General features: G+C 72.3%; 20 protein-coding genes. 12 read left to right on the top strand and 8 right to left on the bottom strand.

Features of this window, described 5'->3' with window-relative positions:
* Positions 1 to 58: 58 nt before the first annotated feature.
* The 3 genes from DA085_RS15095 to DA085_RS15085 form a co-directional block, all read right to left on the bottom strand.
* Entirely contained in the window at positions 59 to 979 is a 921-nt protein-coding gene (locus tag DA085_RS15095; protein ID WP_109473814.1) for a type IV toxin-antitoxin system AbiEi family antitoxin domain-containing protein, read from the bottom strand.
* Between the two features lie 211 nt (positions 980 to 1,190).
* Complete coding sequence (gene nucS, locus DA085_RS15090) at positions 1,191 to 1,886, bottom strand: endonuclease NucS (RefSeq protein ID WP_109473813.1); 696 nt, start codon at positions 1,884 to 1,886, stop codon at positions 1,191 to 1,193.
* A 108-nt stretch (positions 1,887 to 1,994) separates the two neighbouring features.
* Positions 1,995 to 5,468 carry a phosphodiester glycosidase family protein gene (locus tag DA085_RS15085; RefSeq protein WP_161958515.1) on the bottom strand — a complete coding sequence of 1,158 codons (3,474 nt, stop codon included), beginning with the start codon at positions 5,466 to 5,468 and terminating at the stop codon, positions 1,995 to 1,997.
* Positions 5,469 to 5,628: 160 nt separating this feature from the next.
* Here DA085_RS15085 and DA085_RS15080 point away from each other — a divergent pair, with 160 nt between their 5' ends.
* From DA085_RS15080 to DA085_RS15065, 4 genes are read left to right on the top strand one after another with little or no spacing between them, the layout of a single operon-like run.
* Complete coding sequence (locus tag DA085_RS15080) at positions 5,629 to 7,284, top strand: 3-hydroxyacyl-CoA dehydrogenase family protein (protein ID WP_109473897.1); 1,656 nt, start codon at positions 5,629 to 5,631, stop codon at positions 7,282 to 7,284.
* Positions 7,285 to 7,288: 4 nt separating this feature from the next.
* Positions 7,289 to 7,603 carry a hypothetical protein gene (locus DA085_RS21700; RefSeq protein ID WP_109473811.1) on the top strand — a complete coding sequence of 105 codons (315 nt, stop codon included), beginning with the start codon at positions 7,289 to 7,291 and terminating at the stop codon, positions 7,601 to 7,603.
* Complete coding sequence (locus DA085_RS15070; RefSeq protein WP_109473810.1) at positions 7,600 to 8,064, top strand: hypothetical protein; 465 nt, start codon at positions 7,600 to 7,602, stop codon at positions 8,062 to 8,064. Before DA085_RS21700 ends, DA085_RS15070 begins: the two co-directional genes overlap by 4 nt.
* Entirely contained in the window at positions 8,061 to 8,669 is a 609-nt protein-coding gene (locus DA085_RS15065) for a hypothetical protein (RefSeq protein ID WP_154402220.1), read from the top strand. Before DA085_RS15070 ends, DA085_RS15065 begins: the two co-directional genes overlap by 4 nt.
* A gap of 97 nt (positions 8,670 to 8,766) precedes the next feature.
* Here the strand turns inward: DA085_RS15065 and DA085_RS15060 are convergent, their stop codons facing one another.
* Positions 8,767 to 10,134 (bottom strand): AI-2E family transporter, encoded by a 1,368-nt coding sequence (locus tag DA085_RS15060; RefSeq protein WP_237565552.1) that lies wholly within the window; start codon positions 10,132 to 10,134, stop codon positions 8,767 to 8,769.
* Positions 10,135 to 10,144: 10 nt separating this feature from the next.
* Positions 10,145 to 10,663 carry a methylmalonyl-CoA epimerase gene (gene mce / locus DA085_RS15055; protein ID WP_109473808.1) on the bottom strand — a complete coding sequence of 173 codons (519 nt, stop codon included), beginning with the start codon at positions 10,661 to 10,663 and terminating at the stop codon, positions 10,145 to 10,147.
* 92 nt (positions 10,664 to 10,755) lie between these two features.
* On the opposite strand from mce, the gene DA085_RS15050 reads away from it, so the two are divergent.
* The 7 genes from DA085_RS15050 (at position 10,756) to DA085_RS15020 (ending at position 19,424) form a co-directional block, all read left to right on the top strand.
* Entirely contained in the window at positions 10,756 to 12,342 is a 1,587-nt protein-coding gene (locus DA085_RS15050; RefSeq protein ID WP_109473807.1) for an amidohydrolase, read from the top strand.
* A gap of 75 nt (positions 12,343 to 12,417) precedes the next feature.
* Positions 12,418 to 13,653 carry an acetyl-CoA C-acetyltransferase gene (locus tag DA085_RS15045; protein WP_109473806.1) on the top strand — a complete coding sequence of 412 codons (1,236 nt, stop codon included), beginning with the start codon at positions 12,418 to 12,420 and terminating at the stop codon, positions 13,651 to 13,653.
* 66 nt (positions 13,654 to 13,719) lie between these two features.
* Entirely contained in the window at positions 13,720 to 14,676 is a 957-nt protein-coding gene (meaB, locus tag DA085_RS15040; RefSeq protein WP_109473805.1) for a methylmalonyl Co-A mutase-associated GTPase MeaB, read from the top strand.
* Positions 14,677 to 14,732: 56 nt separating this feature from the next.
* Positions 14,733 to 15,284: a GNAT family N-acetyltransferase gene (locus tag DA085_RS15035; protein ID WP_109473804.1), complete on the top strand. Its 552-nt coding sequence runs from the start codon at positions 14,733 to 14,735 to the stop codon at positions 15,282 to 15,284.
* Between the two features lie 4 nt (positions 15,285 to 15,288).
* Positions 15,289 to 16,071: a DUF1353 domain-containing protein gene (locus DA085_RS15030; RefSeq protein ID WP_109473803.1), complete on the top strand. Its 783-nt coding sequence runs from the start codon at positions 15,289 to 15,291 to the stop codon at positions 16,069 to 16,071.
* Between the two features lie 214 nt (positions 16,072 to 16,285).
* A complete protein-coding gene (locus tag DA085_RS15025) occupies positions 16,286 to 18,034 on the top strand; it encodes a coenzyme B12-dependent isobutyryl-CoA mutase large subunit (RefSeq protein WP_109473802.1) in 1,749 nt (582 codons plus the stop codon).
* A 154-nt stretch (positions 18,035 to 18,188) separates the two neighbouring features.
* Positions 18,189 to 19,424: a hypothetical protein gene (locus DA085_RS15020; protein WP_109473801.1), complete on the top strand. Its 1,236-nt coding sequence runs from the start codon at positions 18,189 to 18,191 to the stop codon at positions 19,422 to 19,424.
* Between the two features lie 31 nt (positions 19,425 to 19,455).
* Here the strand turns inward: DA085_RS15020 and DA085_RS15015 are convergent, their stop codons facing one another.
* Entirely contained in the window at positions 19,456 to 19,944 is a 489-nt protein-coding gene (locus DA085_RS15015; RefSeq protein ID WP_154402219.1) for a hypothetical protein, read from the bottom strand.
* A gap of 30 nt (positions 19,945 to 19,974) precedes the next feature.
* On the opposite strand from DA085_RS15015, the gene DA085_RS15010 reads away from it, so the two are divergent.
* Positions 19,975 to 20,985, top strand: a complete 1,011-nt coding sequence (locus tag DA085_RS15010; RefSeq protein ID WP_109473799.1) for a co-chaperone YbbN — start codon at positions 19,975 to 19,977, stop codon at positions 20,983 to 20,985.
* Between the two features lie 88 nt (positions 20,986 to 21,073).
* On the opposite strand, the gene pgm is transcribed toward DA085_RS15010, so the two are convergent.
* Entirely contained in the window at positions 21,074 to 22,714 is a 1,641-nt protein-coding gene (gene pgm / locus DA085_RS15005; RefSeq protein ID WP_109473798.1) for a phosphoglucomutase (alpha-D-glucose-1,6-bisphosphate-dependent), read from the bottom strand.
* 8 nt (positions 22,715 to 22,722) lie between these two features.
* Positions 22,723 to 26,622 (bottom strand): 1,4-alpha-glucan branching protein GlgB, encoded by a 3,900-nt coding sequence (gene glgB / locus DA085_RS15000; protein WP_109473797.1) that lies wholly within the window; start codon positions 26,620 to 26,622, stop codon positions 22,723 to 22,725.

The following is a 26,622-nucleotide window of genomic DNA, read 5'->3' as shown; positions in this document are numbered from 1 at the left end:
CGACGGCTCGTGAGTGGATCCTGGGCCCCTCCAGGGGAGTGAGTTCCACTCGCGAGCATCACCGCCGTGCGACGTGGCAGCGTGGGCCACAGGGCTGAGGGCTCCCCTGCCAGCCGCGGTGCGTGAAGATGCGGGCCAGGTCCGCAGCCAGATCGCACGGGTCCTGGCTCACGTCCCACCAGGTCGCCCGCACGGTGACGCCGCCGTGCGCAGAGGTCTTGCGGTCCCGGCGGCGGTCGGTGTGGAACCGTTCACCGGCGTGCCAGAGCTGCCCGTCCACCTCGATCGTGACGCGGAACTCCTCGTTGTCGAAGTCGACCCGGCCGAGTGCCTTTCGCACCTGGAGCGTGAAGGTGGGGAGGCCGTGGGCTCTGGCGACCCGCCTCAGGAAGCGGTGCTCGGCAAGGGACTCGATGCCGTCGGCCACGTCACCCAGGGCCAGGCGCAGGTCGGCGCGACGGGCGTGCTGTCGGCGGCGTGCGAGCTCGGCCAGGAGCTTGTCAGCGGTGGTGGAGCCCTGTTGGCACGCCCGGGCACAGAGGCTGATGACCTCGTCCATGGTGATGCGGGGGAGGTCAGCGACGTCAATCAGGCTGCGACTCACCGGCGTGACGGGCAGGCCATCCATGAAAGCCCCCTCCAGGGAGCGGGTCCGGATGATGCGCGCCCCGCGCACGGTGACCTGGCTCCGATTCGGGACCATGATGGTCAGCCCCCTCGTCTTCTTCGCGAGGCCGATCACGGCCAGCGCGGAGAAATGAGCCAGCACGGAAGGTTGACCGGCCTTGGCGAGGGCGGCGGCGGCCCGGATCTCCCACGTGATGGCACCGGTGTTCGTGAGGAAGACACCGGGGTGGAGACGCTGCCAGCGGCCCGAGTTGACCCGGTGGGCAACCGCCTTGGTGCTCAGCCCGTCCTCGTGTGCCAGAGCGGTGGTGATGACGCCGTGGCGGTTGAGGAGGATCCGGGCGTAGTCCATCCGCCGAGGGTGCCAGGATCGAGCAGACGTCCGTCAGGTCTATCCACAGGCGTCCGGCAGTTCACGCGTCTGCCGTGTCGGTGTCGTCGTGAGTGGCAAACGACCCCCTATAGGGGCGCAGATTCCACTCACGAGCGTGGTGGGGGCGGGGCAGCTGCGGCGGGGTGCCGGTGGGGCAGCGGGGGCCGCGTGTGGTGAGGCTGCGGTGCGGCTAGAAGAGGCGTGAGGCGGAGTTGTCCTGACCCCGCAGCGCCTCGTAATCCAGGGTCACGCAGCGGATGCCGCGGTCGGTGGCCAGGACCCTGGCCTGCGGCTTGATCACCTGCGCGGCGAAGATGCCCTGGACGGGGGCCAGGTGCGGGTCGCGGTTGAGCAGCTCGAGGTAGCGGGTGAGCTGCTCCACGCCGTCGATGTCCCCACGGCGCTTGATCTCGACAGCGACCGTCGCGCCGGCGCCGTCCTTGCACAGGATGTCGACGGGGCCGATGGCTGTGGCGTACTCGCGCCGCAGCAGCGTGTAGCCCTCGCCGAGGGTGCCGATGTGCTCGGCCAGGAGCGACTGCAGCTGTGCCTCGACACCGTCCTTGACCAGGCCCGGGTCGATCCCCAGGTCGTGTGAGGAGTCCGAGTGCACCTCGTGCAGGCGGATCCGCAGGTGGTCCTCGCGCTTGCCGTGCTGCACCAGCCAGACCGACTGGACCCCCTGCTCCCGCTCCTCGTCCTCGGGCTCGAGCTCCGTCATACGGCAGGGCGGTGCCATCCAGTTGAGGGGCTTGTAGGACCCGCCGTCGGAGTGGATCAGGACCGAACCGTCGGCCTTGACCATCAACAGACGGGTGGCCAGGGGGAGGTGAGCCTGCAGGGCCCCCTCATAGTCGACACTGCACCGGGCGATCACGACACGCACGTGCCACACCCTAACCGGAAGGTGGTCCGTCCCCGGCGGGCAGGCGCACTACCTGCCCGCCGGTCCCAAGAGGACCGACGCACTGCCCGTCCCCCGGAAACGGGCGGCTCACTCCACGCGCACCTCCGTCGAGGCGGTCTCGCCGTTGACGGTGACCTCCAGCGTCACCACGCCGGCCTGCAGCGCGGTGAGCGTGCCGGAGCCCGGCTCCAGCACCGCGACCGCATCGTCCGGTGCGGAGGCGGCATCACCCACGTGCAGCTCGGCCGAGCCGGCCCAGGTCGCGGCCACCGGGTAGTCAACGGGGATCTCCCGCCCGCCCTGGTGGACGGTGGCCGTCACCTGGGCCGACGAGCCGGGGGCGACCGCGGCAGGGGCGCTGAGCTCCAGCGCGTCGACGTGCGGTCGCAGCTCGACACGCAGCCACTGCTCCGGCGCGGACCAGCGTCGCGTGGCCAGCGGGGCGGGCTCGGCGTCCGGGTCGACCCCGACCAGCGCCCACCCGGTGAAGCCTCCGTCACCGGGGGCGGTGCTGGGTGTCTTGCCCGCGTTGCCGGTGATGACCTGCAGCACCCCGTCGGTGCGGGACACGTGGAAGGTGCCCACGCCCGCGGCCATCAGCGCAGCGCCCTTGCCCGAGTCGGCGCGGAAGTCGGACAGCCAGTCCTGCAGGAGCGCGGCCTCCTTGGGGTCGGTCAGTCCGGATCCGCCGGTGGGGGTCGGGTCGGTCATCGGGTGGTGCTGCAGGACGACCACGTTGTTCACGGCGTCGTCCTCCCGGGCCTGCTCCAGCTGCTCCTGCAGGTCGATGACCTGGTCCAGGCCGCCGGAGCGCAGCGAGTAGCCGTGCGTGTCCCGGATGAGGAAGCGGGTGCCGCGGTGGTCGAAGACCCGGCTCGGCTCGCCGAACACGGCGCTCCACTCCGTGAGGTCGCCCGGGCCGGCCGCCTCGTGGTTGCCGGGGACGTAGTGGACGGGCACCCGGTCGCCGACCTCCTCGGTGATGACGCGCTGCGCCAGCGCGATGTCCTCCGCGAAGCCGCGGTCCACGAAGTCACCGGTGATGACGATGAACTCGGGATCGGCGGCGAGCGCCTCGCGGAGGGTGCGGCGCGCCTGGGCGACCAGGTCGCTGTCCGGGTTGTCGGCCGTGAACTGGACGTCGGACAGCACGGCGTAGCGCCACGAACCCTCCGGCACCGATCCCTGGGTGACCACGGCCGGGTCGTCGACGGCGGATACCTCCAGCGGCTGTGCGGGCAGCGCGGCGCGGACGGTCAGGTCGTCGACCACGATGCGTCCGGAGTACTGCCGGGAGGGCACGGTCTCGACCACGTAGAGCCGGTAGAAGGACAGCGGACTCACCAGCCCGGCCGGGATGTCGGCCTCGACGTAGCGCCACCCGGTCCAGTTGACCTTGGCGGCGAGGTCGACGGTCTTGGCCGACCCACCGGTGGCCTCGTAGATGTTCGCGCGCAGCCACGCACCCTTGCCGTCGCCGTGCACCCAGGCGCCCAGCCGCTGCGGGTCACCGGACAGCTCGATCCTGGCGGGTCTGGTGAGGTATGCCGCACGGGTGGCGGTCGTCCCGGTGAGGGAGTAGTCCATGGCCACCGCCGAGCCGCCGTCGCGACCGGGAGCGGTGGACAGCGAGGCCGTCACCGCAGCGGGATAGGTGACGGCCCGCCACGTCGTGACATCGTCCATCGTGTCGATGACGTCGGTGCCGAGCCCGACGCTGTAGGACAGCTGCGTGCGGAGGTCACCCACGGTCACCGTGATGACCCCGGCCGCGCTGTCGGTGAGCGGGGTGACCCGGAAGTGGTCGCCCTCCGCGGCCACGCTGACGGCTGACTCGTCATAGTCCAGCGTCACGTCGGCCGGCTCGAGCCAGGTCGTGAAGCCGTCCGCGTCCTGCCCGCTCACCTGGAAGGTGCCCGTGACGTCGTCCGAGGCGAGGGACACCTGGTGGGTGCTGGTGGTGAGCCTGACCGGCTCGCCGAGGACCGTGAGGACCGGCGTGGTGACCACGGCGCCGGAGCGTACGACCAGGCCAGCCTGTCCCGCCTTGTGGCCGGTCAGGGTCACCACGCCCGCAGGGTCGCCGCAGGTGCGGCAGACGAGGGCGTTGCCGCCGGGGACCACGAACGAGGGAGCGGCCTCGACGGGGGCATAGGTCTCGTCGTAGCCGCTGGCCCGCAGCACCCTGGTCTGACCGGTCAGGACGCGCAGGTCCTGCTCCGTGTCGGTGTCGGCGCCGCGAGCCGCGTCCGCGGCCGCGACGGTGAACCCCTCGAGCTCGCCGGAGCCCTCGCGGACGAACAGGCCGAGGGAGTTGGCCGTGTGCCGCTCGCCACCGTCGGACGGGCTGGACTTGATGGTCGGGGCGGTCTCACCGGCGGTGCGGTTGATCATCTCCGAGGAGCCTCCGCCGTCGAGGTTGAGCACCGTCGGGTAACCCATGCCCATCACGAGTTCGGCCGTCTCCACCTCGGTCAGGCCGCGGGAGTCGGCCTGCCGCCCGTCGACGGTCATGAGGACCAGCTGCTCCCCGTCCCCGGTGACCCCGACGACGGTGCGCGGGTGCAGGTCGCGGTCGTTGGTGGTGACGACCTCGCCGTCGATGGCGACCGGGAAGAAGCCGTTGAGCGCCACCGCGAGGTCCTCGGAGCCCTTGGCGCCGTAGGTCACCTGCACCTCGTCGCCGACCTCGAAGCCGGTGAGCAGCTCGGCGCCGGCCTCACGACCGACGAGCACCTGCTCACCGTCCAGCACCGCCCCGTGGTCGACGGTGGTGTCGTTCTCGACGACGGTGCCGTCCCGCAGGACGACCTCGCGGACCGGGTCGGCGCCGTCGAGGGCGCGGCCGATCTGCACGTCGCTGCCCCAGTCGCTCGTGTAGAGCCCCACCCCGCCGGCCGCGACGTGCGGGGAGTTGAGGTTGCCGATCGTCACCGTGGAGTCACCGTCGGACGCCGTGCCCTCCAGGAACAGCTGGGCCACCTCGGCCAGGCCGTCCTTGCCGATGACCAGGCTCGGGCCGCGGCGGGTGGCGTTGTCGGCATAGCCGTGCAGGACGCGGGGCTCCTCGCCGTCCGGGCCCCGCTGGACGCCCATCCCGTAGGGAGCGCCCGTGTCATTGATGTCGAAGCCGTCACCGTTCACGGCGCCGATCGCACCGCCTCGCTCGACCTGCGAGGACAGCGTGCCGGTCCCCGCCACCGCACCCGAGTTGAGGTAGTCGAAGGTGATGTCCTCACTGGTCAGGTCGGCGACCATCATGTCGCCGCGGACCCAGCCGCGCGCGTCGTACCGGTCGAAGCTGGTGTAGACCACGCCTGGCGCGACCGGGGCGTCCTCCCGGTCGGTGAGGATGGCCTCGCCGGCGGGAGCGAGCGCGATGTCGGGGACGTCGGAGGGCGACGAGGTGGCCTGCTGGTCCTCGACCCCGGGCGGGATGACGGGGGCGCCGGCGCCGGTCGCCGTCAGGGCCGGTGTGCCGGCGGCCAGGACCGTGGCCAGTCCGGCAGCCGCGGCGGCGACCGCGCCGCGCCGCGCCCGTGGGGTTCTGCTGCGATGCATGGGTTCTCTCCTCGGAGTGGTGGGGAGCCTCATGAGTACCCGTGCCCGGCCAACGACGATGGCTGGCCGGGTGATGCCTGGGCGACGTCCGGGTGAAGAGCACCGGACGGTCGGGCGGGCGAGGGGACCCGGCCCGTGGCCGGGGTGAGAGGATCGGCGCATGGCACGTGAGATCACTACCGTCGGAGTCATCGGACTGGGCACCATGGGTGCCGGCATCGTGGAGGTGTTCGCCCGCGGCGGGCTCACCGTGATCGGGGTCGAGAGCAGCCAGGAGTATGCCGAGCGGGGCCGGGGCATCCTGCAGGCCTCCACCGACCGGGCGGTCGCCAGGGGCAAGCTCGACGAGGCGGGGCAGGCGGAGATCCTGGGGCGGATCACCCTCACGACCGACTACGCCGACCTGGCCCCCGCCGACCTGGTCGTCGAGGCCGTGCCGGAGATCATGACGCTCAAGCACGAGGTGATCGGCAGGCTCGAGGGCGTGCTGGCCGAGGACGCCATCGTCGCGACCAACACCTCCAGCCTGTCGATCACCGAGATCGCCGCGCCCGCGAAGGTGCCGGGGCGCGTCATCGGCATGCACTTCTTCAACCCGGCGCCGATCCTCAAGCTGGTGGAGGTCATCACCACGCCGATGGCGGACCCGGAGGTCACCGAGACCGTCCGCGCGCTGGCCGCCGGCCTGGGCAAGAAGCCGGTCGTCATCGGGGACCGCGCCGGCTTCGTGGCCAACTACCTGCTCTTCGGCTACCTCAGCACCGCGATGCGGATGTTCGAGAGCGGCCACGTCAGCCGCGAGGACCTGGACACCGCGATGCGGGTGGGCGTCGGCCTGCCGATGGGCCCGCTGACCCTGATGGACCTCGTGGGGCTGGACGTCTGCCACCACATCAGCGACGTGATCTACGGGCACAGCCGCAGCCCCCTCCACGCGCCGAGCACCATGCTGGAGCGGATGGTCCTGGCGGGCCGGCACGGCCGCAAGAGCGGCCGCGGCTTCTACACCTTCGCCAAGCCCGGCAGCGGTCAGCTCGTGGACGACGAGCTCACCCCGTCGCACGGGCCCGGCCGCGACGTGCAGTCGGTCGCGGTGATCGGCTCCGGTGCGCTCGCGGACGAGCTGGTGGGCAGGTTCGAGGAGGGCGGGTATGCCGTCACTCACCTGGCCGACGCGATGGAGGACCTCTCCCGGCTGGCTTCGGTGGGGCTGGTCGTCGAGGCCCAGGACGAGGACGTCGAGGACGACGCGGCCGACGAGCTGCGGGACGTGGACGACCTGTTCGGCGAGCTCGGTGAGGTCACGGCCCCGGGCACCATCCTGGCGACGGTCAACACCTACTCCGCCGTCGCGCTGGCGGCGATCAGCGGTCGCCCCGAGGACACCGTGGTGCTGCGGGTGCACGCCCCCACCCCGAACGGCCAGGTGATCGAGGCGGGTCGGACGATCAGCACCTCCGCGGAGACCGTGGACACCGTGCGCGCGGTCATCCGGTCCATCGGTGCCGAGCCGGTGGTCTGCAAGGACCGCACGGGCCTGGTCGTGGACGCGATGCTCGTGACGCACCTCAACGACTGCGTGCGCATGCTGGACGAGGGCTACGCCAGCGCGGAGGACATCGACACCGCGCTGCAGTTCGGCCTGGGCTACCCGGTCGGGCCGTTCGCGATGATCGACCAGCTGGGCGCCGACGAGGTGCTCGCGGTCGCCGAGGAGCTCTACTCCGGGACGTCCGGCTTCCAGGCGCACCTGGCGCCGTCGCCGTTACTGGTCGAGCACGTCCTCCTGGAAGAGCCGTTCCTGCGCGGGCAGTGAGCCGATGGGCCGGTCCAACCGGAAGCGCCGCGGCGGCCGGGTCCAGCCGCGGCGTGGCGGCCCGCCGCCGGCCGACCGCCGCCCGGTCCTCGACGAGGTCGAGTTCGGGGGCCAGGCGTGGGCGGCACGGCAGGTGCGCGGCAACGACTCCGGGCGCAGCTATCTGTGCCCGGGGTGCCTCCAGGAGCTCCCGGCGACCACTCCGCATACCGTCGCCTGGCCGACCGCCGGCATGCACGGGGTGGAGAACCGTCGTCACTGGCACACCACCTGCTGGGCGGCGCGCGAGCGGCGCCGCCCCGGGGAGGCGTGGGCATGAATGACACCGCCGTGGTCCTCCTGGCGGTGGGGATCGCCCTGGCTGCGGGTGCCTTCATCGCCGCGACCGCCTTCTTCATCGTCCGCTACCACCAACAGCCGACCGCGGAGGCAACGGTGGCGTCCGGCCCGCAGGGGCCCGTCGCGACGGTCCCGACCCGGCAGATCTCGGTCGTGCGCTCGAGCGCGCCGTGGCTCGCGCTGGCGAGGTATGCCGTGCGCGGCACCCTGACCATCGGGCCCGACGGCCTCCGGTACACGCGCTTCCTCCGGGGCCCCAAGCACCTTCCCTACGACAGGGTCAGGCATGCCGGGACGCCGGACCCGTCGCGCCCCACGCTGCTGACGATCCACCTCACCAACGGCTGGGGGATCGTCGCGCTGACCGGCACGCCGCAGGCACGGCACGTCGCCCTGGTCGAGCTGTCCCGCTGGGTCCCCGTCACCGCGGCCCAACGATGACGGCGTCGTACCCGGTGGTCCTGTGGCACCTGCTGCGGGTCGCGGTGCTCTGGGCCGTGCTCGCCGCAGGCGTGGTCTGGGGATGGGTGAGGTGGGGCGATGTCGAGCCGTGGACCGCCTGGATCTCTGGTGTCGTGGCCATCCACATCGCCGTTCCGGCCTACGCCCTGACCGGCCTGGGGCGGCGGCTGGGACACCGTGCGATGACGCGCGGCCAGCTCGTGCTGGGCGGGGTCTGCCTGCTGGTGCTGACCATCGGGACGACCCTGGCCCTGGCTCTGCTGCTGCGCCCGGCCGCGCCCGTGTCGCCGTCGGTGCCGACCCTGGTGGTCTGCACGGTCTTCCCGGCCGTGGTGATGGCTGCCTGCTTCGTCACGCTGCCGCGGCTGTGGCACCTCGGGCGCGCCTGGGGGGCCGCGGTGAGCATCCTGCTCATCCTGGGTGCCCTGTCCCTGTGCCTGCTGGCTGTGTGGCAGGTCAGTGGTGGGCCCGACTGGCTGGTCCCCGTCCTGTGGGTCGGGTCGGTGGCTGCGTTCCTGCTGGCCGGCTCTCAGGTCCTGCGGGTGCCGATGGAGAACATGAACTCCATCCAGGATCTCTACTGAGCGCTGGCACGCGGGGTAGTGCAGCAGCTCTCGTGAAGGCCTACGAGACCAGTGTCTTTTGCGGGGAAGGCCTACGAGACCACTATCTATTGCGGGGCTAGAGGCGGGCCTGCCGGGGGATGACGACCTCGTTGTAGAGCAGCAGCAGGCCCGCGGCGACCGGGATCGCGATCAGCGCACCGAGGACGCCCATGAGGGTGCCGCCCGCCAGGACGGCCACGACCGTCACGGCCCCCGGCACCGACACCGTGCGGGACATGATCCGCGGCACGATCACGTAGTTCTCGATCTGCTGGTAGATCAGGTAGTAGATGCAGACGATGAGCGCGATGACCCAGCCCTGGCTGAGGGCGACCAGCGCGACGAGCACCGCCCCGAGCGTCGCGCCGACCAGAGGGATCAGGCCCAGCATGCCGACCAGCACAGCCAGCACAGCGGCATACGGCACGTCGAGCAGGGACATCATGATCCACGAGCAGGTGCCGTTGATCGAGGCGACCGCGACCTGGCCCAGGGCGTAGCCACCGACGCGGCGCATGATCTCCTCGGCCAGGCCGATGACCCGGGCGCGCCGGCTCAGGGGCACGATCTTGTAGGCGGCGTCCTTGACGGTCGGCAGGGCCGCCAGGAAGTAGAGCGTCAGCACGAGGGCGGTGAAGGCGCCGATCAGCCCGCCGGCCAGCCAGCCCGCGGCGCCGAGCACCCCGCCGAAGACCGTCGAGATGAAGTTGGTGTCGCCGAGCCGCTTCTCGAACTCGTCCTCGAGCCGGGAGCCGAGGTCGTAGCGGGCGTCGAGCTGGGCGACCCAGGGCTGGGCGTTGAGATCCTCCAGGTAGCGCGGCGCGCGCTCGATCAGCGTGGAGGTCTCCTGGACGATCGGCGGCACGACCAGCCAGCTGAACAGGCCGAGCACGATGATCATCCCGAGGAAGACGGTGAACACGCCGGTCGCCCGGGCCAGGCCGCGGCGGGTCAGGCTCTCCACGATCGGGTTGAGCGCCAGGGTGAGGAAGACCGCGATCATCACGAAGGTGATCACCGAGCTGAGCCGGGTGAGGTTCTGTGCCAGCCACCAGGCGACCAGCACCCCCAGCGCACCGAAGAAGCCGAACATGAACGGCGAGGTGACCATCATCAGCTCGCGCCGCCGCTCGACGGGCTCCTCCGCGGCGGCGGGAACAGGGCCGGGGGCGGGAACGGGCGTGGGGCCGGGCTCCGCCGGCACGCCGGTCAGTCCGGGCAGCGTGGCCTGGGCGGCGGGGGCGTGCGTCCGCTCGATGAGCTCGCGCTGCAGGCGGTTGCTCTCGGCCAGCTCCGTCAGCTGGGTCTCGCGGTAGCGGCGCCACGACTCGACGGCCTCCCGTCCGCGCCCGCGCACGCCAGTGTGTCCGCGCCCGATCCGGGGCAGTCGCAGCCGCGACCGTCCCCGGGCACCGGTGCCCCCCGTGATGTCTCCCTCACTCACCTCCTCATCATCACTCACGCGGGACCCGCTCGGGAGTCAGCGCGCCCGCCTCCCCGGTTGACGCGCCGTGCTGGCCCCCGGTGGCCGGCGGCTCGACGAGCTCGACGAGGACACCCCCCGTGTCCTTGGGGTGCACGAAGTTGATGCGGCTGCCGCCCGTGCCACGACGCGGAGCGTCATAGAGCAGGCGCAGGCCCCGCTCGCGGAGCACCGAGGACACCTCCTCGACGTCGGCGACCCGGTAGGCCAGCTGCTGCAGCCCGGGGCCGGAGCGGTCCAGGAACTTGGCGATCGTCGACTCCGGGCCGGTCGGCGCGAGCAGCTGGAGCTGGGCCGAGCCGTCCGGCGCCCCCGGCGCCCCGAGCATCGCCTCACGCACGCCCTGCTCCGCGTTGGTCTCCTCGTGCAGCACGACCAGACCGAGCACGTCGCGGTGGAAGCTGATCGCCTCGTCCAGGTCGGGCACGGCGATGCCCACGTGGTCGATGGCGAGCAGGAGCGGGGTCACGTCCTCGGGAAGGCCTGTCATGGCCCGAGCCTACCGAGGCGGTCCGACACGGCTCCCGCCCGACGCGACGGCCGGTGCCACCACCGGGAGGGATCGGGACGTACCGTGCAGCCATGACCGATCTGCTGCTGCGCGGCGTCCGTCCCGTGGCCCTGGACCCTGCCGTCCCGGGGACGGCCGGAGGCCCCTCCGAGGGTGCGTCCCGCGCGACCGGCGGCCGGGGGGAGACCCGGCCCGTCGACATACTCATCAGGGACGGGCGGATCGCCGCCGTCGGGACCGACCTGCCCGCCTCCGGTGTCCCGGAGCTCGCCGGGGAGGGCCGTTGGGTGGCGCCGGGCCTGTGGGACCAGCACGTGCACATGGTCCAGTGGGCCCTGGTGCGCTCGCGGCTCGACGTCTCCGGGACCACCGGTGTCGAGCAGGTCGTGGACCGCGTGCGGGCCGCGCTGGCCACCGCCCCCGTCGGGACGGCCGCGTCGCCGCTGGTCGGGTGGGGGCACCGTACGGCCGGCTGGGCCCGTCAGCCGACCGTGGCCGACCTGGACGCGGTCAGCCCGGAGCGCCCCGTGGTCCTCATCAGCGGCGACGGGCACCACGGGTGGCTCAACTCCGCGGCCCTGCGGCTCCTGGACTGCCCGCCCCGGGAGGGCGTGGTCGCCGAGAACGAGTGGTTCGACGCCTACGACCGGCTCGGCAACCTGCCCGGCGCGGCGGAGCTCGCCGAGGCGGCGGTGCTCGAGGCGGTCGCGGACGCCCGACGGCAGGGCGTGGTCGGCGTGGTGGACCTGGAGTTCAGCCCCGCGTGGGACCTGTGGCCCGCCCGGATCGCCGCGCTCGGGCCGTTCCGGGTGCGCACCGGCGTCTACGCCAGCCGCCTGGGTGACATCACCGGCCGCGGCTGGCGGACGGGGGACCCGCTGCCAGGCACCGACGGGTGGGCGCGGATGGGCGCCCTGAAGATCATCTCCGACGGCTCGCTCAACACGCGGACCGCGTGGTGCTGCGACCCCTACGCCGACTCCGCGGACCTCGACGAGCCGCACGGCTTCTCCAACTTCACGCAGGACGAGCTGGTGAGCCTGGTCCGCACCGCCCACGAGCACGGCGTGGAGACCGCCCTGCACGCCATCGGCGACCGCGCGGTCCGGCAGGCGCTGGACGTGTTCCGCGAGACCGGCGCCACGGGGTCGATCGAGCACGCCCAGCTGGTCGCACCGGGCGACCTGCCGCACTGGTCGGGTCTGCCCGTCCGCGCGAGCATCCAGCCGGCGCACCTCATCGACGACCGCGCGGCCACCGAGCACTGCTGGCCGGACCGCACGCGCCACGCGTTCGCCTACCGTCCGCTGCTGGAGGCCGGCATCCCGCTCGCGCTGGGCTCGGACGCCCCGGTCGCGCCCCTGGACCCCTGGCTGGCGATGGCGGCGGCGGTCTGGCGGGGGCCGGTGGACGGCGAGGCCTGGCACCCGGAGCTCTCCCTCACCCCGGCAGAGGCGCTCTCCGCCTCGGTCGACGGGTGCCGTCTGGCGGTGGGTGAGCCCGGTGACCTGGTGCTGCTCGACCAGGATCCGTATGCGGCGGGCGGGCTCCCCGGGTCCGCGCCGGACCCGGGGCGGGCCGCCGAGCAGGCGCAGGTGCTGCGCACGATGATGGTGTCGGCGACGGTCGTCGGCGGCTTCGTCGTGCACGGTGGCTGAGGTCGGGAGCCGCGCCACCGCTCGGTAGGATGGGGACTGACGCTCACGCACCCACCGAAGTCGCTGGAGGACCCCATGACCGCAACGCCTGACGCCACCACCACCCCCGCGGGCGGCGCGCCCGTCTCGGTCATCGTCGCGGGGGCCCGCACCCCCATGGGCCGGATGTCCGGCGGGCTGAAGGACTTCTCGGGCAGCGACCTGGGCGGCTTCGCCATCAAGGGCGCCCTGGAGCGGGCCGGCATCTCCGGTGACCAGGTCGACTACGTGATCATGGGCCAGGTCCTCACCGCCGGCGCCGGGCAGATCCCCGCCCGCCAGGCCGCGGTCAAGGCCGGGATCCCGATGGACGTGCCGGCCCTGACCATCAACAAGGTCTGCCTCTCCGGCCTGGACGCGATCGCGCTGGCCGACCAGCTGATCCGCGCGGGAGAGTTCGACATCGTCGTGGCCGGTGGCCAGGAGTCGATGACCAACGCGCCGCACCTGCTGGAGAAGAGCCGCGCCGGCTTCAAGTACGGCGACGTGACGATGCGCGACCACATGGCCCACGACGGACTGTGGGACGCCTTCACCGACCAGGCGATGGGCAACCTCACCGAGGACGCCAACACGGCGGACCGCGAGTTCACCCGCGAGGAGCAGGATGCCTTCTCCGCGCGCAGCCACCAGCTGGCCGCCAAGGCGTGGGAGGACGGCAAGTTCGACGACGAGGTGGTCACCGTCCAGGTGCCCCAGCGCAAGGGCGACCCGGTCGACTTCCGCACCGACGAGGGGATCCGCGCCGAGACCACCACCGAGTCCCTGGGCAGGCTGCGCCCCGCGTTCTCCAAGGACGGCACCATCACCGCCGGCAGCGCCTCGCAGATCTCCGACGGTGCCGCCGCGGTCGTCGTGATGAGCAAGGCCCGTGCCGAGCAGCTCGGTCTGACCTGGCTGGCCGAGATCGGTGCCCACGGCGTCGTCGCCGGCCCCGACTCAACCCTGCAGAGCCAGCCCGCGCGGGCCATCGTCGCCGCCTGCAAGAAGGAGGGCATCGAGCCCGCCGACCTGGACGTCGTCGAGATCAACGAGGCCTTCGCCGCCGTCGGCCTGGCCTCCACCAAGGAGCTCGGCCTGGACCCGGAGCGGGTCAACCCCAACGGCGGCGCCATCGCGCTCGGCCACCCCATCGGTATGTCGGGTGCCCGGCTGGCCCTGACCCTCGCCCTGGAGCTGAGGCGCCGGGGCGGTGGCACCGGCGCGGCGGCCCTCTGCGGCGGCGGCGGACAGGGTGACGCCCTGATCGTGCGCGTGCCGGCCACCTCCTGACCCGTCCTGGTCCCCGTCCACGGGGTACGGTCAGCAGTTCGTTGAAGTCCCCAGGTCAGGAGGACCATGTCGCGGCGTGAGGTCGATGTCCCCAGCCTCGTCGAACAGGCCAGAGCAGGCTCTCCGCGTGCCGTCGCGCGCCTGATCACCCTGGTCGAGAACGACCACCCCGCGCTGCGGGAGGTGATGGCGGCCCTCGCGCCGCACAGCGGTCACGCCTACGTCGTGGGACTCACGGGCAGTCCGGGCGTCGGCAAGTCCACCAGCACCTCGATGCTGGTCAGCGGGCTGCGTGGCCGTGGGCTGCGGGTGGGTGTGCTGGCCGTCGACCCCTCCTCGCCGTTCTCCGGCGGCGCCCTGCTCGGCGACCGGATCCGGATGACCGACCACGTCCTCGACCCGGAGGTCTACATCAGGTCGATGGCCAGCCGTGGTCACCTGGGTGGTCTCTCCTGGAGCACCCCGCAGGCCCTGCGCGTGCTCGACGCCGCCGGCTGCGACGTGGTGCTGGTGGAGACCGTCGGGGTCGGTCAGAGCGAGGTCGAGATCGCCGGCCTGGCGGACACCACGCTCGTGCTGCTCGCCCCCGGCATGGGCGACGGGGTCCAGGCCGCCAAGGCCGGCATCCTGGAGGTCGGGGACGTGTTCGTGGTCAACAAGGCCGACCGGGACGGTGCCGACAGCACGGTCCGCGAGATCCGGCACATGATCAGTCTGGGGGACCGCACCGAGCCGGGGTTGTGGCGGCCGCCGGTGCTCAAGACGGTCGCCGACCGGCACGAGGGTCTCGACGAGCTCCTCGAGGCGCTCGACAAGCACCGGGAGTGGATGGCCGACGGCGAGCTGCACCGGCGCCGGGTCCGCCGCGCCGGGGCCGAGATCGAGGCGATCGCGGTCGCCCAGCTGCGTGAGCGGATGGGCGTGCTGGGCCACGGCAAGGACCTCGAGACCGCGGCCGAGCAGGTCGTGGCCGGCGACACCGACCCCTACGCCGCCGCCGACGAGGTCGTCTCCGCCCTCTGAGGCGATCGCCGGCGGTGCTCGTCGCCCCGGTCGGTGATCCGTCGTAGGTTAGGGCCATGGCTGAGGAGTCGGACTACGTGATCCGCCCACCGCGGGCCGAGGACGTCGAGGCACTGGGTGTGCTGCACTGCCGGGTGTGGCAGGAGGCCTACATCGGCCTCATGGACGAGGCCGCCTTCGCGGCCCTCACCCCGGAGCGGTTCGCCCGGGGGTGGGCGCGCAGACTCGTGGCCGAGGACGGTGTCCAGGACGCTGACCAGGATCCCAACCTGCTGCGGGAGGGGCGCAGCGCCCGCGGGGAGCGGGTGGCGGTCGCCGAGCACGGTGCGGACCTGGTGGCCTTCATCAGCGTGGGCCCGGCGCGCGACGACGACGCTCCCACCGACACGCAGCTGTGGGCGATCAACGTCGTCTCCGACCACCTGGGCACGGGGGTGGCACAGCACCTGATGGAGGAGGTCCTGGGCGACGGGCCGGCCTACCTCTGGGTCGCCGAGGGCAACGACCGGGCCATCCGGTTCTACGAGCGCAACCACTTCCGTCTCGACGGCGCCAGCGCGACGGACCGCGACGACGGTCTGGTCGAGCTGCGCATGGTGCGCCGCTAACGCCGTGGGGGAGTTCTTCGACGCGGAGCAGGGAGGGCCGCTGCGGCTCGAGCTGCGCAGCGTCGACGGGCGGGACTTCACCCTGCTGCGCCAGATCGGGTTCCGCAGCGAGCACTACGCGGAGTGCTTCGTGGTGCCCGCGGACCTGCGCCGGTTCACCACCGACCTGGCCTCGGTCCCCGCGGTGTTCACCTGGCTGGTGCCCAAGAGCGGTGACTTCCTCCCCGCGGCCGTGCTGCACGACGCGCTGACCCGCCCCGGGGCGTGGATCGGGCCCGACCTCGACCGCCACGGGGCACCCTTCGGCCGCGTCGAGGCCGACCGCATCTTCCGTGAGGCGATGATCGGTCTGGGCACCGGACGGGTGCGAGCCTGGCTGATGTGGGCCGCCGTCACGCTGTCGACGATGTGGCACTCGGGACGGTCCTGGACCCGCGCCGCGCTGCTCGGCGTGCTCGGCACCGTCCTCGTCCTCGGTGTCCTGGCCACCCTGGACTTCTTCGACGTGTGGGACGTGCTGCCCTGGATGGGGGAGCACCGCTGGTGGCGCGAGCTGCTGCAGGGTGCCCTCGGAGCCGTCGTCGTCCCGTCAGTGCTCGGCCTGACCTGGGGGCCGCTCTGGCGGGCCGGGGTGATCACCGGCACCGCCCTCGCCTTCCTGCTCCACGTCACCGCGGTGCTGGCCCTCCTCGTGCTGGCCTACCAGGTCGTCGAGCGGGTCGTGAGCGGTCCCACCGACAGCCGGGGAGTGCGCACCAAGGACCGGGCGAGGGCCGAGACGACCTAGGGCCCCGGTCCCCGCGCTGACCGACGGACACGCGGTCGACGCCGCCCGCGACCGGCCCCACGGACACCGGCCCTGACCGCCCGGCGCGACCACGCGGCATACCGTCTCCTCCTGCGGACGTGCCCACGCGCGGTGCCGGGCTCCACCGGCGGAGGTGGCCATGCGCCATACCGTCTCCCCCGGCGGCACGGCCGCGGGGCGGTAGCCTGGCAGCATGAGCGACAGCGTTGTCCCCGAGACCGCCCAGACCTCCGGCCGTGACCGGTGGCAGCAGCGCTTTGAGGCTGCCGTCGCCAAGGGCCAGGTGCGCGACGCCGACTTCACCACCCTCTCCGGGATGGAGGTCCAACCGGTCTACGGTCCCAGCCCCGAGGCCGAGGCCGCCGACGAGCGCATGGAGCGCATCGGCTGGCCCGGGACCTACCCGTTCACCCGCGGGCTGTACCCCACCGGCTACCGCGGACGCACCTGGACGATCCGGCAGTTCGCCGGCTTCGGCAACGCCCAGCAGACCAACGAGCGCTACAAGATGATCCTGGCCCGCGGTGGCGGTGGCCTGTCCGTCGCGTTCGACATGCCGACCCTGATGGGGCGCGACTCCGACGAGGCCCAGAGCCTGGGTGAGGTCGGGCACTGCGGTGTGGCGATCGACTCCGCCGCGGACATGGACATCCTGTTCTCCGACATCACTCTCTCCGACGTCACGACGTCGATGACGATCAGCGGGCCGGCCGTGCCCGTGTTCTGCATGTATCTCGTGGCGGCCGAGCGCCAGGGCGTGGACATCACCAAGCTCAACGGCACGCTGCAGACCGACATCTTCAAGGAGTACATCGCCCAGAAGGAGTGGCTGTTCCCGCCGGAGCCGCACCTGCGCCTGATCGGCGACCTGATGGAGTACACCTCCCGGACGATCCCGGACTACAAGCCGCTGTCCGTGTCCGGCTACCACATCCGCGAGGCGGGCTCCACGGCCGCGCAGGAGCTGGCGTTCACGCTGGCCGACGGTTTCGGCTACGTCGAGCTGGGACTGTCCCGCGGGCTGGACGTCAACACCTTCGCCCCCGGTCTGTCGTTCTTCTTCGACTCCCACCTCGACTTCTTCGAGGAGATCGCCAAGTTCCGTGCCGCCCGCCGGATCTGGGCGCGCTGGATGCGCGACGTCTACGGCGCCACCGACGAGCGGGCGCAGTGGCTGCGCTTCCACACGCAGACGGCCGGCGTGTCCCTCACGGCACAGCAGCCGCTCAACAACGTGGTGCGGACCGCGGTCGAGGCGCTCGCCGCCGTGCTCGGCGGCACCAACTCGCTGCACACCAACGCACTCGACGAGACGCTCGCCCTGCCCACCGAGCAGTCGGCGGAGGTCGCGCTGCGCACCCAGCAGGTGCTCATGGAGGAGACCGGCGTCGTCAACGTCGCCGACCCGCTCGGCGGCTCCTGGTACGTCGAGGCGCTCACCGACCAGATCGAGGCCGAGGCCGAGACAATCTTCGAGACGGTCCGGGCGATGGGCGAGCGCGACCGCACCCCCAGTGCCGACGGCACCATCGAGCACCCGATCGGCCCGATGACCAGCGGCATCCTGCGCGGCATCGAGGACGGCTGGTTCCAGTCCGAGATCGCCGACGCCGCCTTCCAGTACCAGATCGCCCTCGAGAAGGGGGACAAGAAGATCGTCGGCGTCAACGTGCACACCGAGTCGGTGAGCCACGAGCTGGAGATCCTGCGCGTCAGCCACGAGGTGGAGCGGGACCAGGTGGCCCTGCTCGGTCAGCGCCGCCAGGGACGCGACATGGGCCGGGTCCGGTCGGCGCTGGACGCCATGGTCGCCGCCTCGCGCACCTCCGAGAACATGATCCCGAGCATGCTCGACGCGGTGCGCGCCGAGGCGACCCTGGGCGAGATCTGCACCGTGCTGCGCACCGAGTGGGGCGTCTACCGCGAGCCGGCGAGGTTCTGACGCTGCGCCCCTGGGGCCGTGAGAGCGACAGGGCGGATGAGATGTCCGTCACGCTGGATCCGTGCGTGGGCAGGCGTCATAGCACACCCCGGTGGGCGCTGTCTGAGACCTGTGGATTAGGATCCGCGCCGGGCTCGGGGTTTACCATTTCGTTATGAACTTGTCCCGTACCGCGCTTGCCCTCGCTCTCAGCTCGTCGCTGCTGCTCGCTGCCTGCAGTGGCTCTGACGAGCCCGAGGAGAGCACCGACACCCGCTCCACCGCCGCTGACAACGGCTCGGAGGCCGGCTCCGACACCACCGACAGTGGCGAGCAGTCCGGGTCGACCGGTGACGCCGCCGACGCCTCCGGCGATGCCGCCGACGCCTCGGGCGCCGGCTCCAGCGGGGATGCCGCCGGGTCCACCGGGGACGCCGCCGACTCCACGGGGGACGCCGTGGGCTCGACCGGCGACGCCGGGGAGAGCACGGCCGGGCCGACCGACGACGACGGCACGGTCACCGCGCCGCCGCAGGGGGCCGGAGTCATCTCGGTCGAGGAGGCCGAGAAGGTCGCCGCCGAGCTGATGCGCCAGGCCGCCCAGTCCCAGAACGCGGACCCGGAGGAGGCCGCGGAGCTCAACGAGTCCGCGTTCGCCGGCTCCGAGCTGCGGGCCGCCGTGGCGGCCACCTCGCTGCGTGAGGTCGGCATCGAGCCGGTCATCGACTACCACCCGACGGGCCCCAACGTCCTGGCGATCAGCCGGGACGACGGCGAGTCGCCTGCCTTCATGGTGGTGCAGACCGTGCCGGAGTCCGGACTGCCCGAGCTGCACCTGATGACCAGCGAGGACGGCGGCGAGAACTGGAAGATCGGCTGGAGCGCCCCGATGCTCGCGGGCACGGAGGTCGGCACGTTCGCCCCGCGCTCCGAGGGTTCCACGGTGATCCGTGAGGGCAAGGCCGGCCTGAGCAACTACCCGAGCTATGTCGTGGACCTGCTGTTCAAGATCCTCGACTACCCGTTCGCGGAGGAGCGGCCCGACTTCCGGACCAACGACTACGGTCCGCAGGTCCGCAAGGCCGCCGACGAGCAGGCCGCCAGCGTGAGCGAGCAGGCGTCCCTCACGCAGGAGCACTCCCTGCGCTCGGGCACGCTGCGCACGATCGAGCTGGCCGACGGTTCCGCCCTCATGTTCCCGGTGCTGGAGCGCAAGAGCACCTTCGACGTCAAGGACGGCATGATTCTGAAGCCGCCGACGGCGTTCGCGCACTTCGCGGAGGACGACACGATCACCGACAGCGCCGAGATGACCACCCTGGTCTTCCTCGCCGTGCACGTCCGCGCCGACGGTGGGGACCCAGAGGTCATCGCCGCCCGCGAGCAGGTCGTCGGCGGCACCGGCAGCTGACCACCGGGCCGGTGCGGACCGGCCCCCCTGCTCAGCCCGAGTAGCTGGTGACCAGCCAGTCACCGTCCACGCGAGCCAGGCCGACCTCGACCCACACACCCGGGCTGCCGCCGGGATCGCTCACCCGGACCGTTCGGGTGTCGCCGTCCATGGTGACCTCGAGGACCTCCACGTCCGCTGCCGGACCGTTGTCCGGAAGCAGCGTGGAATCCTCCTCGGCGGCGGCCACGAGCCCGGAACAGTCCTCCACGCCGAGACTCTCGAACGCCGGCTCCAGCAGCTCGGGGGCGGCCAGGGCGCAGACCGTCGCGGCATCGCCCTCGTAGCTGCTCACCGTGAAGTCGGCGGCCACCCTCTCCGGTGTCGCCAGGCCGGGCAGCACGAACCGCACGACCACGAGGGCGGCGAGGGCCAGGCCGACGAGGGTGACGAGCAGCACCACGAGGGGGCCGCGCGAACGGCTTCCGCTGACGGGCTGGGGCGGGCCGGGGAGCGGACTGCCTGGAGGGCTCGATTCCATCCCACCATCTTGCCGGGTCACAATAGGGGCATGACACAGCCCTCGCAGCCGCTCAGTGCCGCCCTCCGCGGAGCCGTCGACCTCTCGGCCCTCTCCCGGCCGCGTCAGCAGGCGCAACCCGGTGCTGCCGCCGGGCCCGGGGGCGCCCCCGCTGGCGGGTCCGGGGCGCCGGCGTCGGCTCCCCCGGGAGCCGACGGCATCCTCGTGCAGGGCACCGACGCCGGGTTCAACGCCCTGGTGACCGGGTCCACGAGCGTGCCGGCCGTGCTCGTGCTGTACACCGACCAGATCCCCGAGTCCGCCCAGTTCGTCCAGACCATGGTCGACGAGGCCGTGGCGCAGGAGGGACGCTTCCGCGTCGTCGCGGTGGACCTCGCGGCCAACCCGGGCATCGTGCAGGCGCTGTCGCCGGTGCTCCAGGAGGCGTTCGGTCAGGTCAGTGCCCTTCCCGTGGTCGTCGGGCTCCTGCAGGGGCAGCCGGTGCCGTTCTTCCTCGGGGTGCAGCCGGTCGAGCAGGTCCGGGCGCTGCTCGAGCAGTTCCTGTCCGCTGCCGTCGCCAACGGTGTGACGGGCCGCGTCGAGGGCGTGTCGGACGCGCAGTCCGAGGGGGAGGAGGCCGAGGAGGAGCTGCCCCCGTTGCACCAGCAGGCCTACGACGCGATCGACCGTGGTGACCTGGACGCCGCAGCCGCCGCCTACCAGCAGGCGCTGGAGCAGAACCCCAAGGACGAGGACGCCCGGCTGGGGCTCTGGCAGGTCGAGCTGCTCCGGCGGACCACCGGTCTGGACCTCAACGCGGTTCGTGCCGCCGCGGCCGCGGACCCGGCTGACGTGCAGGCCCAGCTGCAGGCAGCCGACCTGGACCTGGTTGGTGGCCACGTCGAGGACGCGTTCCTGCGACTCATCGACCTCGTCCGCCGGACCAGCGGCGACGAGCGCAACACGGTGCGCCAGCACCTCCTCGGTCAGTTCGAGGTCGTCGGCGCCACCGACCCCCGGGTCGTCAAGGCCCGCCAGTCACTGATGAGTGCACTGTTCTAGAGCGGCCCCTCAGCCTGCCGGGTCGGCACTCGCCCTGCACGCCGCATCACACGATCTCGCGCCGTGACCGCCGGCGTCAGCCCAAGCCTCAGCCGCCGAGGGCCGCGTCCACCAGGGCCTGCGCCTCCTCCTGCACCCGGGCCAGGTGGTCGGGCCCCTGGAACGACTCGGCATAGATCTTGTAGACGTCCTCGGTGCCCGAGGGCCGCGCCGCGAACCACGCGCTCGCGGTCTGCACCTTCAGGCCGCCGATCGCCGCGCCGTTGCCCGGAGCCTCGGTGAGGATGGCCGTGATCTCCTCGCCGGCCAGCGTGGTCGCCGTGACGTCGGCGGGGGAGAGCTCCTTGAGCTTCGCCTTCTGCGCGCGGTCGGCCGGGGCGTCGATGCGGGCGTAGGCCGGGTCCCCGTGCTCGGCGACCAGCTCGGCATACCGCTGCGAGGGGGACTTGCCGGTCACCGCCTGGATCTCGGCGGCCAGCAGGGCCAGGATGATGCCGTCCTTGTCGGTGGACCACACCGAGCCGTCCCGGCGCAGGAACGAGGCGCCCGCGGACTCCTCGCCGCCGAACCCGATGCTGCCGTCGAGCAGGCCCGGCACGAACCACTTGAACCCGACCGGCACCTCCAGCAGCTCGCGCCCCACGCCCTCGGCCACCCGGTCGATCATCGAGGAGGAGACCAGGGTCTTGCCGATCGCGGCGGTGCCGGGCCAGTCGGGGCGACCCCCGCCATACAGGTAGTCGATCGCCACGGCCAGGTAGTGGTTGGGGTTCATCAGCCCGCCGTCTGGGGTGACGATGCCGTGCCGGTCGGAATCGGCGTCGTTGCCGGTGCTGATCTGGAACCGGCCGCGGTTCTCGATGAGGCTCGCCATCGCGTGCGGGGAGGAGCAGTCCATCCGGATGCGGCCGTCCCAGTCCAGCGTCATGAACCGCCAGGTGGGGTCGACCAGCGGGTTGATCACGGTCAGGTCCAGCCCGTGGGTCTGCCCGATCGCCGCCCAGTAGTCCACGCTCGCCCCACCCAGCGGGTCGGCGCCGATCCGGATGCCGGCGCGGCGGATCGCCTCGAGGTCGAGCACCTCCGGCAGCGCGTCGACGTAGGTGCCGAGGAAGTCGAACTCCTCGGCCGCCTCCCGTGCCTGCGCGAACGGCACCCGGCGCACGCCGTCGAGCCCCGCCCGCAGCAGCTCGTTGGCCCGGTCGGCGATCCAGCCGGTCGCGTCCGTGTCGGCCGGGCCACCGTGCGGCGGGTTGTACTTGAAGCCGCCGTCCCGCGGCGGGTTGTGCGAGGGCGTCACCACGATGCCGTCCGCCCGCGCCACCGGGTCGCCGGCATTGGCGCGCAGGATCGCGACGCTCACCGCCGGCGTGGGCGTGTAACGGTCGGCACTGTCCACCATGACGTCCACCCCGTTGGCGACCAGCACCTCCAGCGCGCTGGCCCAGGCCGGCTCGGAGAGCGCGTGGGTGTCCCGCCCGAGGAACAGCGGACCCTCGGTGCCCTCGCCGGCGCGGTAGTCGCAGATCGCCTGGGTGGTCGCCAGGATGTGCGCCTCGTTGAAGGCGGCGTCCAGCGCGCTGCCGCGGTGGCCGGACGTGCCGAAGCTCACCCGCTGGTCGACCTGCTCGGGGTCCGGCCGCACGGTGTAGTAGGCCGTCACCAGGTGGGCGACGTCGATCAGGTCCTCCGGCCGCGCGGGCTGCCCGGCGCGCTCGTGGGTGGCCATGGGTGCTCCTAGGGGGTCGGCGTCGGCTTGGGGTCGGTCGGGGACTGCTGGGGTATGCCGTCAGCCGGCTGGGCACTGGTCGGCACCCGGGGCGTGGGTTCGGTGGACGCCTCCTGGGCGTCAGCCGGGTCGGCGGGTGCAGGCGGCGCGTCGTCGGGGACCAACCAGAGCACCCCGAGCGGCGGCAGCATCAGCTCCACGGAGTGGGGCTGGCCCTGGTGGGGGTCGTCGGTCGCCGTGACGGCGCCGAGGTTGCCGACGCCGGAGCCGCCGTAGGGGTGCGCGTCGGTGTTGACCAGCTCCGCCCACCGTCCCGCGCGGGGCACGCCCACCCGGACCTGGCGGGGCGACCCGGAGAAGTTGGCGGCCGCCACCAACACGGGGCGCTCACCGGCCTCGTCCTCGGTCCCGTAGCGGACGAAGCTGAAGGTGTTGCCCCGGGCGTCGTCGGCGTCCAGCCACTGGAAGCCCGAGCCGTGGTGGTCCAGCTGCCACAGCGCGGGTGTGGCCCGGTAGGCGAGGTTGAGGTCGCGCACCAGGTGCTGGACCCCCACGTGAGCCGGCTGGTCCAGCAGCCACCAGTCCAGGCTCCGGCCGTCGGCCCACTCCGCGATCTGGGCGAACTCCTGCCCCATGAACAGCAGCTGCTTGCCGGGGTGGGCCCACATGAAGGCCAGGTAGGCGCGCAGGCTGGCCAGCATCTGCCAGCGGTCGCTGCCGCCCATCTTGCGCAGCAGCGAACCCTTGCCGTGGACGACCTCGTCGTGGCTGATGGGCAGCACGAACTGCTCGGAGAAGGCATACATCAGCGAGAAGGTCATCTGGTGGTGGTGGTACTGGCGGTGGATCGGCTGGCGGGCGATGTAGTCCAGCGAGTCGTGCATCCAGCCCATGTTCCACTTGAAGCCGAAGCCCAGGCCACCGGAGGAGGTGTCGCGGGTGACGCCCGGCCAGGACGTCGACTCCTCGGCGATGATGACCACGCCGGGGTTGCGGCGGTAGGCCGTGGCGTTGGTCTCCTGCAGCAGCGCCACCGCCTCGAGGTTCTCCCGGCCGCCGTACTTGTTCGGCAGCCACTCGCCGGGCTCACGGGAGTAGTCGAGGTAGAGCATCGAGGCCACCCCGTCCACGCGCAGCCCGTCGGCGTGGAACTCCTCGAGCCAGTAGAGCGCGTTGGCCACGAGGAAGTTGCGCACCTGGGGGCGGCCGAAGTCGAAGATGTAGGAGCCCCAGTCCTTCTGCCAGCCGCGCCGTGGGTCGGGGTGCTCGTAGAGCGGCGTGCCGTCGAACCGGGCCAGCGCCCACGGGTCGGTGGCGAAGTGCCCGGGCACCCAGTCGAGGAGGACCCCGATGCCGGCCTGGTGCAGCCGGTCGATCAGGTAGCGCAGGTCGTCGGGTGAGCCGAACCGGGCGTCCGCGGCGTAGTAGCCGGTCACGTGGTAGCCCCAGGACGGCGCGTAGGGGTGCTGCATGACGGGCATCAGCTCCACGTGGGTGAAGCCCATCTGCGTGACGTAGCGGGTGAGCTGGTCGGCCAGGTCGCGGTAGGACGCCCCCTGGCGCCACGAGCCCAGGTGCACCTCGTAGATGCTCATCGGCCCGGTGTGCGGGTCCCGCTGAGCGCGCTGGGCCATCCACTCCTGGTCGCCCCACTCGTGCCAGGAGTGCGTGACGACGGACGCCGAGCTGGGCGGCACCTCGCTGGCGCGCGCCATCGGGTCGGCTTTGAGCCGCCGGTGCCCGTCGGGGCCGGTGATGTCGAACTTGTAGCGGTTGCCCGCCCACACCCCGGGCAGGAAGATCTCCCAGATGCCGCTCTCGCCGAGCACCCGCATCGGGTGGGCCGTGTTGTCCCACTGGTTGAAGTCGCCGACCACGTGCACCCCGCGGGCACTGGGTGCCCAGACGGCAAAGCTGGTGCCGCGCACCTGACCCAGCGGTCCGTCATACGTCCGCAGGTGCGCACCGAGCACCTTCCACAGCTGCTCGTGACGGCCCTCGCCGATCAGGTGGCGGTCGACCTCGCCGAGCGTGGGCAGGAACCGGTAGGGGTCGTCCTGCTGGTGGGCCGCCCCGTCGCCCCAGGACACCTCGAGCCGGTAGTCGGGGATGTCGGTGCGTGGCAGCACCACCGTCCAGATGCCGTGGGTCTCGTGGTCCATCGGGTGGCGCTCGCCGTCGGCCAGCAGCACCGTGACCGACTCGGCCAGTGGTCGCAGGGCCCGGATGGTGATGCCGCCGTCGTGCGGGTGGGCGCCGAGCACGGAGTGCGGGTCGCGGTGCAGCCCGCGCATGAGCAGCTCGACGTCGTGGTGCGCGAGCGGTCTCACCCCAATTCTTGGGGAGGTTCGGACCGCCTCATCCGGGTTCTTGGGGAGATCTGGACCGTTGCCCTGCTCGGGGCCGGCCAGCTCGGGGATGAAGTCACCGGTCCGATCCTCCCCAAGAATGGGCGAGACGTGGTCCGGATCTCCCTCAGAATTGGGGAGGACCGGATCACCCTCGGTGACCCCTCCGCTCGCCCCCGACGGCCGACCCACGAGGGACCGCACGGCGGCCACCGGGATGCCGACCCACGTGGGGCGGTTGCGGGCCTCGTAGACCACCTCGTAGAGCGCCTTGTCGAGCTCGAGGGCGGCGAGCACCGGAGCAGCCGCGGCCGGATCCTCACCGGACTCCGCGGCATACCCCTCCAGGAACGCCGCTCGCGCCGCCTGCGCCCACCCGGTCCGGTCCAGGTCGGTTTCCTGCGCGAGGGAGCCGGCGGCGTAGTCGAAGGAGCGCAGCATGCCGGCCACGTCCCGCAGGGCCAGGTCCGGCAGGGTCCGCTCCTCCAGGGGGCGCAGCGGCTCCCCCTCGAAGTCGACGAGCACCCAGCCCCGGTCGGGCACGTCGAGGACCTGCCCCAGGTGGTAGTCGCCGTGCACCCGCTGCAGGGGAGGCCACTCAGCGTCCGCCGCGGCGGCGAAGACCGAGGCGACCTGCGCGTCGTAGGCGGTCAGTTCGGGGACCGCCGCGCAGGCCTCGGCGTGCCGCGCGCGCAGCCGGTCCAGCAGCTCCTGGCGCCGCGGCGCGGTGAGCTCCTCGGTGCCGAAGGCCTCGCGGAGGGTGGCGTGCACCTGCGCCGTCGCGGCCCCCAGCTCGCGGGCGCGACCGGTGAAGTCCGTGTCGTCGCGGGCGGCGACCAGCGCCGTCCGCCAGGCGTCCTGCACACCCGGCAGGAACTCCTGGGCGAAGGCGAGGTGGCCCTCGGCGGGGGAGCCGTCCGGCTGCGTCCACGTGCCGGTCACCCAGCCCACCGGCCGCGGGACCAGCGTGCTGCCCGCCTCGGCCAGCGCCGTCTGGACCGCGACGTCGGGGTTCTCGCCCGGGTGCAGCACGCGGAAGACCTTGATGATGACCGGTGCGGACCCGCCGGGCTCACCGGTCTCGACGATGATCGAGGTGTTGGACTGCTCACCGACCAGCACCGCCGAGCGGCGCACCACCGGCCGGGGTCCCTCCGCCGCGGCACGGGTGGCGCCGCCGCTGACCCGCGAGCCCTCCGCGCCCACGCTCGCGGCCGAGTGCATCAGGTCGGCGAGGGCCTGGACGTAGACCGGGTCGTGGCAGGCGTCGTAGATCCACCGGGTGCCCAGCTCGCTGTGCTCCACGGTGGCGACCAGGGCGGTATGCAGCTCGGGCGCCGGTTCGCCCCGGTAGGTGAACGGCACGTGGTAAACGACCGGTGCCGGCCCCGACTCGTCGACCACGAGGTGGGTGTCGATGCCCACCTCCCCGGCCGGGTCCTCCAGCCGGTAGCCCCCCAGCCGCCGCAGCACCGGGGTGCGCCCCTTGCCGGTGTACCAGCGCTGGGACGCCACCCATCCCGGCAGGAACTCGGCGAAGGAGGGGGTCAGTGTGGCCAT

It is taken from the genome of Ornithinimicrobium cavernae (assembly GCF_003121625.1).
In the GTDB taxonomy this organism is placed as follows: domain Bacteria; phylum Actinomycetota; class Actinomycetes; order Actinomycetales; family Dermatophilaceae; genus Ornithinicoccus; species Ornithinicoccus cavernae.
Note: the sequence above shows the minus strand (reverse complement) of the source record. Positions and strands in the feature narration are given on the sequence as shown.